The organism is Brevundimonas sp. TWP2-3-4b1, from assembly GCF_049897665.1.
Classification (GTDB): domain Bacteria; phylum Pseudomonadota; class Alphaproteobacteria; order Caulobacterales; family Caulobacteraceae; genus Brevundimonas; species Brevundimonas subvibrioides_B.
Genome location: NZ_JAFCWQ010000009.1, coordinates 99,343 through 113,116 on the forward strand (window position 1 = coordinate 99,343; position 13,774 = coordinate 113,116).

Annotated in this window: 11 protein-coding genes; 6 read left to right on the forward strand and 5 right to left on the reverse strand. The window is 69.4% G+C overall.

Features of this window, described 5'->3' with window-relative positions; translation table 11 throughout:
• Positions 1–12: 12 nt before the first annotated feature.
• From ptsP to ispG, 3 genes are all read left to right on the forward strand, one after another.
• Positions 13–2,286 (forward strand): phosphoenolpyruvate--protein phosphotransferase, encoded by a 2,274-nt coding sequence (gene ptsP, locus ACP7A5_RS09195; RefSeq protein WP_426041638.1) that lies wholly within the window; start codon positions 13–15, stop codon positions 2,284–2,286.
• A gap of 254 nt (positions 2,287–2,540) precedes the next feature.
• Positions 2,541–3,584: a helix-turn-helix domain-containing protein gene (locus ACP7A5_RS09200; protein ID WP_426041639.1), complete on the forward strand. Its 1,044-nt coding sequence runs from the start codon at positions 2,541–2,543 to the stop codon at positions 3,582–3,584.
• 198 nt (positions 3,585–3,782) lie between these two features.
• Positions 3,783–4,919, forward strand: coding sequence for a flavodoxin-dependent (E)-4-hydroxy-3-methylbut-2-enyl-diphosphate synthase (gene ispG, locus ACP7A5_RS09205; protein ID WP_426041640.1), 1,137 nt, complete (start codon positions 3,783–3,785; stop codon positions 4,917–4,919).
• A gap of 42 nt (positions 4,920–4,961) precedes the next feature.
• Here ispG and ACP7A5_RS09210 read toward each other — a convergent pair whose 3' ends face one another.
• From ACP7A5_RS09210 to zapE, 3 genes are all read right to left on the reverse strand, one after another.
• Positions 4,962–5,729 carry a sulfite exporter TauE/SafE family protein gene (locus ACP7A5_RS09210; protein WP_426041641.1) on the reverse strand — a complete coding sequence of 256 codons (768 nt, stop codon included), beginning with the start codon at positions 5,727–5,729 and terminating at the stop codon, positions 4,962–4,964.
• Positions 5,730–5,909: 180 nt separating this feature from the next.
• The gene (locus tag ACP7A5_RS09215; protein ID WP_426041642.1) at positions 5,910–6,455 is read right to left on the reverse strand and encodes a YbjN domain-containing protein; all 546 of its coding nucleotides are present in this window, start codon (positions 6,453–6,455) and stop codon (positions 5,910–5,912) included.
• A gap of 65 nt (positions 6,456–6,520) precedes the next feature.
• Positions 6,521–7,645: a cell division protein ZapE gene (zapE, locus tag ACP7A5_RS09220; protein ID WP_426041643.1), complete on the reverse strand. Its 1,125-nt coding sequence runs from the start codon at positions 7,643–7,645 to the stop codon at positions 6,521–6,523.
• 168 nt (positions 7,646–7,813) lie between these two features.
• On the opposite strand from zapE, the gene ACP7A5_RS09225 reads away from it, so the two are divergent.
• The 3 genes from ACP7A5_RS09225 to ACP7A5_RS09235 are packed head-to-tail and all read left to right on the forward strand — an operon-like array spanning position 7,814 to position 11,292.
• On the forward strand, positions 7,814–8,860 hold the full coding sequence (locus ACP7A5_RS09225) for an aspartate-semialdehyde dehydrogenase (RefSeq protein WP_426041644.1): 1,047 nt from the start codon (positions 7,814–7,816) through the stop codon (positions 8,858–8,860).
• A 4-nt stretch (positions 8,861–8,864) separates the two neighbouring features.
• Positions 8,865–9,797, forward strand: coding sequence for an EamA family transporter RarD (gene rarD, locus ACP7A5_RS09230; RefSeq protein ID WP_426041645.1), 933 nt, complete (start codon positions 8,865–8,867; stop codon positions 9,795–9,797).
• Between the two features lie 10 nt (positions 9,798–9,807).
• Positions 9,808–11,292 (forward strand): MFS transporter, encoded by a 1,485-nt coding sequence (locus tag ACP7A5_RS09235; RefSeq protein ID WP_426041646.1) that lies wholly within the window; start codon positions 9,808–9,810, stop codon positions 11,290–11,292.
• On the opposite strand, the gene ACP7A5_RS09240 is transcribed toward ACP7A5_RS09235, so the two are convergent.
• On the reverse strand, positions 11,277–12,422 hold the full coding sequence (locus ACP7A5_RS09240) for a serine hydrolase domain-containing protein (RefSeq protein ID WP_426041647.1): 1,146 nt from the start codon (positions 12,420–12,422) through the stop codon (positions 11,277–11,279). The two genes, ACP7A5_RS09235 and ACP7A5_RS09240, sit on opposite strands and share 16 nt — an antisense overlap.
• Positions 12,419–13,654, reverse strand: a complete 1,236-nt coding sequence (locus ACP7A5_RS09245) for an NAD(P)/FAD-dependent oxidoreductase (RefSeq protein WP_426041648.1) — start codon at positions 13,652–13,654, stop codon at positions 12,419–12,421. The genes ACP7A5_RS09240 and ACP7A5_RS09245 overlap by 4 nt, the downstream gene beginning before the upstream one ends.
• Positions 13,655–13,774: the final 120 nt, after the last annotated feature.

A 13,774-nucleotide genomic window follows, 5' to 3' on the forward strand; every position in this document is an offset into this window, starting at 1 on the left:
CAGGGAGACCGGATGGCCATAGCGGGCGGATCGATGACCAGGGGACCTCGCGTCCTCCTGCGCCAGATCCGCGAGGCGATGGCCGATGGCGGTCCCGCCCAGGGTCGTCTGGACGTCGTGGTCACCACCATCGCCCAGTCGATGGTGGCCGAGGTCTGCTCCATCTATCTGCGCCGGGCCTCGGGCGAGCTGGAGCTGTTCGCCACCCACGGCCTGAACCGCGACGCCGTCCACGCCACCCGCCTGAAGCCCGGCGAGGGCCTGGTGGGCGAGGTGGCTCGCCTGGCCCAGCCGATCAGCCTGTCGGACGCGCCGAGCCACCCCAGCTTCTCCTACCGGCCGGAGACGGGCGAGGATCCCTATCATGCCTTCCTCGGCGCCCCGCTGCTGCGTGGAGGTCGGGCCATCGGCGTCCTGGTCGTCCAGAACCGGGCCGAACGCCGCTACGATCCCGACGAGGTCGAGGACATCCAGACCATCGCCATGGTCCTGGCCGAGACCGTGGCTTCGGGCGAACTGCTGGCCCAGGAGGAGCTGCGTGACATCGAGGTCGCGCCCCACCGGCCCGAACGCATCAAGGGCCAAAGGTTCGCCGAAGGTCTGGCCTTCGGCCGCGTGGTCCTGCACGAGGCGCCCCTGCCGCCGGAACGGCTGCTGGCCGAGAACCAGCAGGTCGAGGAAATCCGCCTGCGCGAGGGGCTCACGGTCCTCAAGACCTCCATCGACGCCCTGCTCGACGGCGGACAGGGCAAGCTGTCCGGCCAGTCGTTCGAGGTGCTGGAAACCTACCGCATGTTCGCCGACGACCGGGGCTGGAACCGGTCTCTGGAGGAGGCGGTCCGGGGCGGATTGACCGCCGAGGCGGCCGTCGACCGGGTGCGCAACGAACACCGCGCCCGCTTCGCCCAGGCCCGTGATCCCTATATCAAGGAACGGCTGCACGACTTCGAGGACCTGGCCAACCGGCTGCTGCGGGTGCTGGGCGGCGAGAAGCCGGGGCAGCGCGTCCTGCCCGACGACGCCATCCTGGTGGCGCGCAACCTCGGTCCGGCCGATCTGCTGGAGTATCCGCGGCATAAGCTGAAGGGCCTGCTGATCGAGGAAGGCTCGGCGGCCAGCCACGCCGCCATCGTCGCCCGCGCCCTCCAGATTCCCTGCGTCGGCCGTCTGCAGGGCGTGCGCGACCGGCTGAGCGAGGGCGACCTCGTAATCGTCGACGGCGAGACCGGCGAGGCGTATCTGCGACCCCGTCCCGACATGCTGGAATCGATCCAGTCGCGCATGGCCGTGCGCGAACAGCGTCAGGCCGAGTTCGCCAGGCTGCGCGACGTCCCGGCCGTGACCGTCGATGGAACCCGTATCACCCTGCTGACCAACGCTGGCCTCGCCGTCGACCTGGAGAACCTGGACGAGACCGGCGCCGAGGGCATCGGCCTGTTCCGCACCGAGTTCCAGTTCATGGTGTCGGAGGAACTGCCGCGCCTGAACTCCCAGACGGCCCTGTACAAACTGGTGCTCGACGCGGCCGGTGACCGGCCCGTCACCTTCCGCACCCTCGACATCGGCGGCGACAAGGTCCTGCCCTATATGGAGACCACCGAGCGGGAGGAGAATCCCGCCCTGGGACGGCGCGCCATCCGCCTGGGTCTCGACCGCCCGTCCCTGCTGCGTCTCCAGCTGCGCGCGCTTCTGGCCGCGGGGGCCGGGCGGGAGCTGCGCGTCATGTTCCCGATGATCGCCACGGTGGACGAATTCCGCGCCGCCCGGGAACTGGTCGATGTGGAATGCGAATGGGCCCGGCGTCGCGGTCGGCCCCTGCCGGCGACCCTGCGCGTCGGGGCGATGATCGAGTGCCCGAGCCTGCTCTGGCACCTGGACGCCCTGCTGCCGATGACCGATTTCGTCTCGGTCGGCTCCAACGACCTGTTCCAGTACATGTACGCCGCTGACCGGACCAATCCCCTGGTCTCGGATCGCTACGACGCCCTGTCGCCGCCGGCCCTGCGCGCCCTGCAATCGATCCAGAAGGCCTGCACCGAGACCGGCACGCCCGTTTCGGTCTGCGGCGAGCTGGCCGGCCGGCCGCTGGAGGCCTTCGCCCTGATCTGCCTAGGCTTCACCCGGCTGTCGGCCCCGGCGGGCGGCATCGGACCGGTCAAACGGATGATCCTGACGACCGATCTGACGGCGGCGAAACGCGGCATGAACAACCTGCTCGGATCCTCGGCCGGATCGATCCGCAGCGAAATCGAAAGCCTGGCCCGGAAGTTGAACGTCGGTTTGTGATCCGTCCCGTCCGGGGACGGATTCAAGCTTAACAAGGCGTTGAACCGGCGGCTGAAATGGGTTATCCACAGGACGATATGAGTGGGCCTCCGGGGGGAGGCGGGATCCGTCATACCAACGTGGTAAGCGGGCCCTGGTCGAGTACGGCGCGGCTGGAATTCCCGGTCGGGCCGAGTGTGGGGCGAAGCGTCATGGCGCTGGATACGGGGAATGTCCCCGATGAATTTCGGGCTCATCCGGACTGGAAGGACCCTGTGCCCTCCATCACTGACGCGGCGACTCTGGGCGACGGCCTGCGCAAGGCCCGCGAACTCTCCGGCAAGTCCATGGCCGAACTCTCCGCCGACACCCGGGTGCACCAGCGCTATCTGAACGCGCTCGAGGAAAACAATATCTCCGGCCTGCCGTCGCGCGTCTTCGCCATCGGCTATGTGCGCGCCTATGCCGGCGCCCTGGGCCTCGACGAGCAACTGGCGGTCGAACGCTACAAACGCGAGACGCCGGACGCCTCGGTGCCGCTGCAGGCGCCGACCGGCGTCGCCTTCGAGGAGGTGCGTCGCTATTCGCCGCGCATCGTCGGCGGCATCCTGATCGTGGTCGTGGCAGTCATCGGCTGGAACGTGTTCCAGCGCGTCAGCCTGATCCGCGCGCCCCAGCCCTCCGACATCGCCGAGGTTCCCGAAAGCTGGAGCCTCGGAGACGTTCCGGGCCAGAGCGGCCTGCGGGTCGGCGCGCCCCAACCGGCTCCGGCCGACCAGACCACGCCTGTCCTCTACATCACGCCCGGCCTGGAGGCGCAGTTGACCGGCGTCGATCCGTCCGACACCGCCGCCGTCGCAGCGGCTGCGGCGGCGAACGCCCCGCCCGTCCAGGCCGCCTTCAACCCGCGCGGCGCTGTCTACGGCGCCTCGGCCACCGCATCCCAGGTCGTGCTCCAGGCCCGCAAGACCGGCGCCCTGATCGTCAAACTGTCTGACGGCAGCGTCCTGTTCGCCCGCCAGCTCGCAGCCGGAGAGGCCTGGCGCGCTCCGATCGGCCTCTCCGGAACCATCGACGTTTCCGATCCCACCGCCTTCGACGTCTATCTGAACGGAGAGTATGGAGGGGCCCTGACCGCCGCACTGACGCCGCTCAGCCAGTTGAACACCCGCGCTGCCGCCCTCGCCCGCCAGACCGCGGCCCAGGTCCAGGCCCAGGCCCTCGCCGCCCAGGCCGCAGCAGCCCGCGCGGCGGCCTCGACCCAGCAGGCGGCCATGGTTCAGACCGTCTCTACCGGGCAGCAGACCTTGGCGCGCTGATCTCGTCTCCTCTCTGTCGCGCAGCGATGGGGAGGTGGCAGCGAGCTCTTCGCGAGCTGACGGAGCGGTTCTTGCCGCACGAAGAACCCCTCCGTCTCTCCGCTACGCTTCGAGCCACCTCCCCACGCCTGCGGCGCAGGGAGGAGACAGCAAGCCGTCATGGCCTTGTCTCCGCTCCGCGCCTATATTGACCCTGTCATGAGCGACCATTCCCACATCCGTCCCTGGCGCCACATCGAGCGCCGGAAGTCTCGCCAGATCATGGTGGGCAATGTCGCGGTCGGCGGCGATGCCCCGATCAGCGTCCAGTCGATGACCAACACCCTGACCTCGGACGCCAACGCGACCATCGGTCAGATCCGCGAGCTGGAAGAGGCGGGGGCCGATATCGTCCGTGTCTCCTGCCCCGATGAGGCCTCGACGGCCGCCTTCCGCACCATCGCCCGTGAGGCGAAGGTCCCGCTCGTGGCCGACATCCACTTCCACTACAAACGCGGCATCGAGGCGGCCGAGGCCGGCGCTGCCTGTCTGCGCATCAACCCGGGCAATATCGGCAATGCGTCGCGCGTCCGCGACGTCATCCAGGCGGCCAAGGACCACGGCTGCTCCATGCGCATCGGCGTCAACGCCGGCTCGCTGGAGAAGGAGCTGCTGGAGAAATACGGCGAGCCCTGCCCCGAGGCCATGGTCGAATCGGCCCTGAACCACGCCCGCATCCTTCAGGACCACGACTTCCACGAGTTCAAGATCTCGGTGAAGGCCTCAGACCCCTTCCTGACCGTCGCCGCCTACCAGCAGCTGGCCGAGGCCATCGACTGCCCCCTGCACCTCGGCGTCACCGAGGCCGGCCCGCTGCGTTCGGGCACGATCAAGTCCGCCATCGGCATGGGCAATATGCTCTGGGCCGGGATCGGCGACACCATCCGGGTCTCCCTCGCCGCCGATCCGGTCGAGGAGATCAAGGTCGGGTTCGACATTCTGAAGTCGCTCGGCCTGCGCCACCGGGGCGTCAACATCATCGCCTGCCCGTCGTGCGCGCGTCAGGGCTTCAACGTCATCGAGACGGTCGGCCTCCTGGAAGAGAAGCTGGCCCATGTGACCACGCCCATGTCGCTGTCGATCATCGGCTGCGTCGTCAACGGCCCGGGCGAGGCGCTCTACACCGACGTGGGCTTCACCGGCGGCGGCGCCGGCTCGGGCATGGTCTACCTGAACGGCAAGATGGCCCACAAACTGGCCAATGGCGGGATGATCGACCACATCGTCGAGCTGGTGGAGGCCCGCGCGGCCGAATTGGACGCCGCCCGCACCGCCGCCCTCGAAGCCGCCGAGTGACGATGAGGCTCTACATCGCCACGCCCGACGCCTGATCCGGCCTCAGGCCAGCACGCCCGCCAGCTGCAATCCCTGGACGCCGGCCAGCAGCACCAGCACGATCCCGACCCCATAGGCGAGAACCCGCCGCGGCACCCGTTTGGCGATGAGGCCGGCGAAGGGCGCCGCCGCCAGCCCGCCGACCACCAGGCCGGCCACGGCCGAGGCATGGTTGGTCAGGGCGTCTGCATCCTTCCAGTGTCCGGTCACCAGGGCCCAGACGAAGGTCGCCGAGATGGCCACGGTCAGAAAGAATTCGGCGGTGTTGACCGTGCCGATGGCGCGACGCGGCTCCTGACCGGCCCCCATGAGGGTCGAGGACACCGTCGGGCCCCAGCCGCCGCCGCCGATGGCGTCCAGAAAGCCGCCGACCAGCCCCAGCGGGGCCGTCACCCATGAGCGTATGCGGCGCAGGGGGCTGTCATGCCCGGCGCGCCACAGGATGTAGACCCCCATCAGCGCCAGATAGGCGACCACGAAGGGCTTGATGACCCTGCCGTCGATGCCGGCCAGCACATAGGCGCCCAGACAGCCGCCGATCACCCCGGCGACGGCAAGCGGCGTCAGCAGCCGCCAGTCCACGTTGCGATGCCAGATATGGCTGCCGGCCGAGGCGGCGGTGGTGAAGACCTCGGCCCCGTGCACGCTGGCCGAAGCCGTCGCGGGCGGCACGCCCAGGGCCAGAAGCACCGACGACGAGATCACGCCATAGGCCATACCCAGGGCGCCATCGACCGCCTGGGCGACCAAGCCGACCAGAAGAAACAGCAAGAACGTGTCCATTCGGCCCCTGTAGGGTATCGATCGTGCGCGCTTGGAAGCGTCACCGGTCCCGTCTTAACCGATTTTACCCGATCGGGTTGCCTGGCCACACACCCTCACACGGACTTGTCAGCGGAGACTCTCCGCCGCGCCGCCAGCACCTGGCGCCGGCTGCAGGGGAATGAGGGCTCAGTTCGCCACCGCCCCCGCCCCCGCCTGCGGCGTCGCCACCGTGCGGCCGAGGTCGCTGGCGAGGCTGCGCCAGACCTGGATGGGATCGTCGAGCTGCTGCGGGCCCGCGCCCGCGCTGAGGAGGACGTCGTACTGGGCCACGGCCTGGGGGTCGGCGCCTTCGGTCTCGGGCGCGGCGTAGAAGGCCTTCACGAAGCGGCGGTCGCCGTTCCAGCGCGAGACGATGTCCGGCGTGGCGTCGGCTCCGGAGAAGACGGCCGTGAACTGCACGTCCGGGCAGGCGCCGTCGGTGCAGGAAAACAGGGTCATGACCCAGCGCATCGGGCCGTCATCGACGCGCAGATAGACCCGGTCGGCGTTCGTCTGGGGCGGGGCGACGGTCAGGCCGGCGGCGGTGAGCCGGCCGGTGATCTCCGCCACCGTCAGGCCGCTCCAGCGGGCCGGGGCTGACTGGGTCGCGGGCGCAGCGGGCGCGTCTTGGGCGAGGGCCGGGGCGGTGGTGACGGCGAGGAGGGCGGCGGCGGCGGCGGCGATGGATTTCATGGGCATGTTCCGTTGAGAGGGCGAGCCTAGAGGCCTTTGCGGCGAACGGAAGGCCGGCAAGGGGTTCAGTCCGTGTGCTCGGCCCGTTCCAGCCAGGACTGCGACGACATCTCGTTCAGACGGGACACCGTGCGTTCGAACTCGAAGGCGCCGTCGCCGGTCGGATAGAGGCTTTCGGGGGCGCCGGCCGCCATGGCGACCAGGCGTGTCTTGGCCTCATACAGGGCGTCGATCAGGGTGACGAAGCGGCGGGCGGCCTGTCGATTGTCGGGCGTCAGCAGCGGCACGCCGTCGAGGAACAGGGTGTGGAACCGCCCGGCGATGGCCAGATAGTCCTGCGGCCCAAGGGGCTGTTCGCACAGTTCGGCGAAGGTGGCGCGGGCGAGGCCGCCGGCGGTGCGCGGGATGACCACGTCGCGGCCCAGAACGGCCAGATGCGCCGGGCATTCGGGCATGTCGCCCTTCAGGTCGATCCACAGCTGTTCGAAACCCTCTCGGCGGGCGCCGACCTCGCCCCCCTGCTGCATTCCAGGGTCATACCAGACGCGGGAGGCCTTGATCCGGTCGAGCCGCCAGTCGCGGGCGCCCGAGAGCGCGACGACCTGACAGCGCTCCCTGATGCGTTCGATGAAGGGGACGAACAGGGGCCGGTTGATGCCGTCCTTGTAGAGCTGGTCCGGGGCGCGGTTGGAGGTGATGCAGACCACGACCTTCCTCTCGAACAGGGCGTCGAACAGCCGGCCCAGGATCATGGCGTCGGCGATGTCGGTGACCTGGAGCTCGTCGAAGCAGAGCAGGCGCGCTTCCGAGGCAATCAGGGCGGCGACCGGCTCGACGGGGTCGTCGCCCCTGTGCGTGCCGAAGACGGCCTGGCGCGCCTTCCGGTCGCCCTCGCGCCACTGGCGGATCAGGTCGTGGACCCGGGCCATGAAGGCGTGGAAATGGGCGCGGGTCTTTCGCGGCTCGGGCGCACTGGCGAAGAACAGGTCCATCAGGATGGACTTGCCGCGCCCCGGAGGCCCCCAGAGATAGAGGCCGCGCACCTCCGGCAGGCCGCCGAAGAAGCCGCGCTTGCCGAGGTCCTTTTCCAGCCGTGTCAGGGCCGCGATCGCGGATTGCTGCGCCGGATCGGCGGTCAGCAGCCCCGACTTCAGGCGATCGGCATAAGCGCGGGCAATGTGTGACGGCATGGAACTGGGCCTTAACCGGCCCGCCCTCGGCTGAAAAGCGGTTGCTTCGCAGGCGCGAACGCCTAAATGCGGAACCTCGAGATTTGCTTATCTCGGACTCCCCAACTTTCGCGCTCAAGCAGCGAGCCACCGCGTGGCGAGCGTTAGCGCGTCCGAAGGACTACGCTTATGGGATATGTTGTCGCTATCGTGGGCGCCACCGGCAATGTCGGGCGCGAAATGCTGACCATCCTCGAGGAACTCGAGTTCCCCGTTGACGAGATGCACGCGGTCGCCTCGCGCAAATCCAAGGGGATGGACGTCGCCTGGGGCGACAAGACCATCAAATGCCAGGACATCGAGAGCTTCGACTTTTCCAGGGTCGACATCGTCCTGATGTCGGCAGGCGGGGACGTGTCGCGCGCCTGGTCCGAAAAGATCGGCAAGCTGGGCCCGATGGTGATCGACAACTCCTCGGCCTTCCGCAAGGACCCGGACGTGCCCCTGATCGTGCCCGAGGTGAACCCGGACGCGATCAAGCTGGCGGGCAGGAAGAACATCATCGCCAACCCCAACTGCTCGACCGCCCAGCTGGTGGTGGCGCTGAAGCCGCTGCACGACGCGGCCAGGGCGAAGCGGGTGGTGGTCTCGACCTATCAATCCGTGTCGGGCGCCGGCAAGGAAGGCATGGACGAGCTGTGGAACCAGACCAAGGCCATCTATGGCCTGGGCGACGCCAAGCCGAAGAAATTCCCCAAGCAGATTGCCTTCAACGTGATCCCCTACATCGGCTCGTTCAACGAGGACGGCTACACCGACGAAGAGCAGAAGATGTCGGACGAGACCCACAAGATGCTGGACCCGAACATCAAACTGACGGTCACCTGCGTCCGCGTGCCGGTCTTCGTCGGCCACTCCGAGGCCGTCACGGTCGAGTTCGAAAAGCCGATCAGCCCCGACGAGGCGCGCGCCATCCTGCGCGAGGCGCCGGGCGTGCAGGTGATCGATAAGCAGGAGCACGACGGCTATATCACGCCCGTCGATGCGGCCGGCGAGCACGCCGTCTATGTCTCGCGCATCCGCAAGGATCACACGGTCGAGAACGGCCTGGTCTTCTGGGTCGTGTCCGACAACCTGCGCAAGGGCGCGGCCCTGAACGCGGTCCAGATCGCGCAGTTGCTGGACGAGACGGGCACGATCAAGCCGAAAAGCGGATATCGCAGCCTGACCGTCTAGGGCCATGGCGCCGCCGGCTCCGACGCCTGCCCCGACTCGGGCCGCCTTCCTGTCGGCGGTGGGTTGCTACGTCATGTGGGGGTTCATGCCCCTGCTGTTCATGGGCCAGGCGGCGCTGGGCTTTTCCGCGCCCGAGATCCTGTCGCACCGGGCCCTCTGGTCGGTGCTGTTCGCCGGCGGGCTGGTGCTGCTGGCCGGTCAGTCGAAACAGGTGCGGGCCGTGCTGGGCCAGCCGAAGACCCTGGCCTGGCTGGCGCTGGCGACGGTGCTGATCGCGGTGAACTGGGGCCTCTACGTCTGGGCGACGACGCACCATGCGACGCTCGAGGCGAGCCTCGGCTACTACATCAATCCGCTGCTCAACATGGTTGTGGGGCTGTGGCTGTTCCGCGAGCGGATCGACAAATGGGGCTGGGTCGCCATCGGTCTCGCGGCGATCGGGGTGCTGTTCCAGGCCCTCGCCCTGGGCCGGCCGCCGTGGATCTCCATCGCGCTCGCTCTGAGCTTCGGCGCCTACGGGGTGATCAAGAAACGGATTCCGGTGGACGCCCAGACAGGGCTGTTCATCGAATGCCTGTTGCTGCTCCCGTTCGGTCTGATGTTCGTGGTCTGGCTGCAGACTCAGGGGCTGGGCCATGGGTTCGCGACATGGGAGGGCTTCGGCTGGGCCCTGCTGAACGGGCCGGCGACGGTGCTCCCCCTCGTGCTGTTCGCCTGGGCGGCGCGGCGGATGCCGTTGTCGACCATGGGCTTCATCCAGTTCCTCGCGCCGACGCTGCAGTTCTGCGTCGGTCTGGCGACCGGCGAACTGTTTACGCCGCTCCGGGCCATATCCTTCGCCTTCATCTGGCTGGGCGCCGGGGTGTTCGCGGCGGCGGCCCTGTTGCGGGCGCGCGCGGCCAGGCGGGCGATGGCGGAGGCCGCGCAACCGGTCTAGCCTCCCGTCCATGGCGGAGGCTCACGCAGACCTGTCGAAGGCGCAAAAGCGGTGGATCCTGGTCGCCACGGTGCTGGGGTCCAGCCTGACCTTCATCGACGGTTCGGCGCTCGGCGTCGCCCTGCCCGCCATCCAGCGTGACCTCGGGGCGGGGCCGGCGGCGGCGCAATGGATTTCCAACGCCTATCTGCTGACGCTCGGGGCGCTGGTCCTGATCGGCGGGGCGGCGGGGGACCGGTTCGGACGGCGGCGGGTGTTCCTGATCGGGGTCGTCCTGTTCGCCCTGTCGTCCATAGCCTGTGGACTCGCGCCCACCGCGCAACTGTTGATCGCCGGGCGGGCGGCGCAGGGGATCGGCGCGGCCCTGCTGACGCCGGGGGCGCTGGCCTTGATCGGGGCGACCTTTCCGCAAGACGAGCGCGGGGCGGCCTTCGGGGCCTGGGCCGGGGCCGGGGCCCTGTTCGGCATGGTCGGGCCTCTGGTCGGCGGCTGGCTGGCGGACCATGCCGACTGGCGGGCGATCTTCTGGATCAATGTCCCATTGGCCGCGATCACGGTGGTCGTGGCCCTGAGGGCTGTGCCGGAGAGCCGGGACGAGACGGCGAAGGGGCTGGACTGGCCGGGCGCGATGCTGGCCATCGGCGGGTTGGGCGCCCTGATCTGGGGGCTGACGGCGGCGCCCGATTTGGGCTGGACCCATCCGGGGGTGATCGGCGGATTGATGGGCGGGGTCGTGCTGCTGGCGGGATTCCTGTGGGCTGAGGCGAAGGAGGCGCATCCGATGATGCCGCTGGCGCTGTTCCGTTCGCCCGTATTCTCCGGAATCAACCTTCTTACATTGCTGCTCTATTTCGCGCTCGGTGGGGCGATGTTCTTCCTGCCGTTCGAGCTGATCCGGGTGCACGGCTGGTCGGCGACCGGGGCGGGTTCGGCCATGCTGCCGTTCGCGGCGGTGATGGGGCTGTTCTCCGGCGCGGCGGGCAGGCTGGCCGACCGGTTCGGGGCGAAGCTGTCCCTCAGCCTCGGGCCTGTGCTGGCGGGGACGGGCCTGATCCTGCTGGCCCTGATGCCGCCGGACGCCGGCTATGTGGCGGGGCCGCTGGCCGGGATGACGGTGATGGCCGTGGGCATGACCCTGGCCGTCGGACCGTTGACGGCGGCGGTCATGGGGGCGGTGAAGGAGGGCCACACGGGCGTGGCCTCGGGCGTCAACAACGCCGTGGCCCGGATCGCGGGCCTGCTGGCCATCGCCCTGCTGGGCGTCCTGCTGTCCGCAGTGTTCGTGGCGGCTGTCGATGCGCCCGATGCACGGGCCCAGCTCGGCGCGGTGATGGCGGGCGAGGGCGATTTGTCCGAGGTGGCGGTCGCCGCCTTCCACCGGGCCTTCCAGTGGGTGATGCTCGCCTGCGCGGTCTGCGCAGGACTGGCCGGGGTCATCGGGCTGTTGACCGCGCCCGCCAGAACTCAAAAAGATGGGGTTCAGAAGGCCGTGTAGAGGGCCTCGATCAACCGTTGCGCCCGCGGGTCGCCGATCAAATAGGGCGACTGGCGGGTCATGGCGTAGGCGGCCGAGAGCCTGATCTCCGGGTCGGCCATGACGCAGCTGCCGCCCCAGCCGCAGTGGCCGACCGCGTCCGGGTTGGGGCCGAAGACGTTCAGCCCCGCGTTGCGCATCAGGCCCGCCGCCCAGGTGATGTCAAAGGGCAGGACCTTGTCAGGTCCCGAGATGCGCGGCTTCGTCGCCTCGACGAGGACGGCGGGGGAGAGGATGGTCTGGCCGTCGAGCGCGCCCTCGTTGGCGAAGACCCCCATGATGCGGGCGAGGGCCAGGGCCGTGCCGTGCAGGTTGGCGGACGGGATCTCGATGGAGCGCCATTCGGCCGAGCCGCGCCCGCCGGGAGCCGAGCCCTTGTCGAGGAAGGCGGCGGTCTTGATGGCGTCTATTGGACCGAGTTCGGGGCCCTTCGAGGGTTTGCGCAGGGCGGCGACGCGATCGTGCTCGGCCACGGGCAGGCCGATCCACAGGTCGAGGCCGAACGGCCTGGCGAAATCCTGGCGCAGGGCCTGACCCAGACTGCGGCCGTCAGCAAGGCGATGGACCTCGTTGGCGAGGAAGCCGACCGTGACGGGGTGGTAGCCGGAGGCGGTTCCCGGCGGCCACATCGGCGCCTGGGCGGCCAGGCGGTCGAGCACGGCGCCCTGGTCGAACCAGATGGCGGGATCGACGGGTTCGTCGAAGCCGGGCAGGCCGTCCTGATGCGACAGCAGCTGGGCCACGGTGACCTCGGCCTTGCCGTTGGCGCCAAAGGCCGGCCACAGGTGGGCGACCTTCTCCTCATAGGCCAGCCTGCCGCGCTGGACGGCCGAGGCCATCAGCAGGGCCATGACCGCCTTGCCGGACGAGAAGACGGGGACGAGGCTGTTGTCCGTGAAAGGCGTCTTCTCGCGCGGATCGGCGACCCCGGCCCACAGGTCAATGACCGTCTCGCCCGCGATGACGACCGAGAAGCGGGCCGCCTGTTCGTTCAGCCCGTCGGGGGCGTCGGTGAAGTTTGCGGCGAAAGCGTCTTTCACAGCATGGAAGCGGGGCGGGCAGACGCCGGAAATCTCGGGGGCATTGGTCATGCCGGGGTCTTATCCGGGGTTTGCGACACGAGCCACTGCTGCACGCCATTGGCCGCGACGACGCCCGAGGCGAGGCTGGCCTGGAGCAGGTAGCCGCCCGTGGGCGCCTCCCAGTCGATCATCTCCCCGGCGACGAAGACGCCGGGCTTGGAGGTCAGCATCAACGATGGATTCAGAGCGGCGAATTCGACGCCGCCCGCCGTGGAGATGGCCCGCTCCAGCCCCTGGATGCCGGTCACCTTCAGCCGCACCGCCTTGATCCGTTTGGCCAGCTTGTCGAACCCCGGCGGAATGTCGCCGATCTCGCGCAGCAGGGCGACGGCGACGGGCGACAGGCCCCCGGCCTTGCGCAGGTGGTTGGTCATGGAATCCTTGCCGCGCGGGCGGGACAGGCGCTCGGCGAGGGCCGCCTCGGTCAGGTCGGGGCGCAGGTCGACGACCAGGGTGGCGGAGCCCTCGGCGGCGATGGCGGCGCGCAAATGCGCGGAGAGGGCGTAGATCGCCCCGCCCTCGACGCCGTAGCGGGTGACGACCATCTCGCCGCGCACCGTCTGGTCGCCGAAGGTCAGGCTGGCGGGCTTCAGCACCTGACCGGCGAACCGTTCGCTCAGGATGTCGGACCAGGCGACGTCGAACCCTGCGTTGGCGGGGACCAGGGGCGAGACGGCGACGCCCGCGCCCTCCAGCGCCGGGACCCAGAGCCCGTCCGAACCGAGCCGGGGCCAGCTGGCGCCGCCCAGGGCGAGGACGGTCGCGGCGGGATGTTCGACCCGCTCGCCTTCGGGCGTGTCGAAGGTCAGGGCCTCGCCCCGCCAGCCGGTCCAGCGTGAGCGGGCGCGGATCTCGACGCCGAGCCCGGCCAGCCGGGTCAGCCAGGCGCGCAGCAGGGGCGAGGCCTTCATGGCGCGCGGAAAGACGCGACCGCTGGAGCCCACGAAGGTCGGCTGGCCCAACCCTTGCGCCCACTGGGTCATGTCGTCGGGGGAAAAGGCGTCGAGCCAGTCGGAGATCGGCTCTGCGGCCTCGGCATAGCGGGCCAGAAAGGCCGGCTGATCCTCGGTGTGGGTCAGGTTGAGCCCGCCGCGCCCGGCCATCAGCAGCTTGCGCCCGACCGACGGCATGCGATCGTGGACCACGACGCGGGCGCCGGCCCTGGCGAGCGTTTCGGCGGCCATGAGGCCGGAGGGACCGGCCCCGATGATGTGGACGGCGTGGTCGGAGGGGGTGGTCATGGGCGGGGGTGTAACGCGATGCCGGCCAAAGGTCTCCTCCCCGTTCGCCGCTTGGCGAATGGGGAGGTGGCTCGTAGCGAAGCGAAGAGACGGAGGGGTCTTGCCGCACGAAGAGCCCCT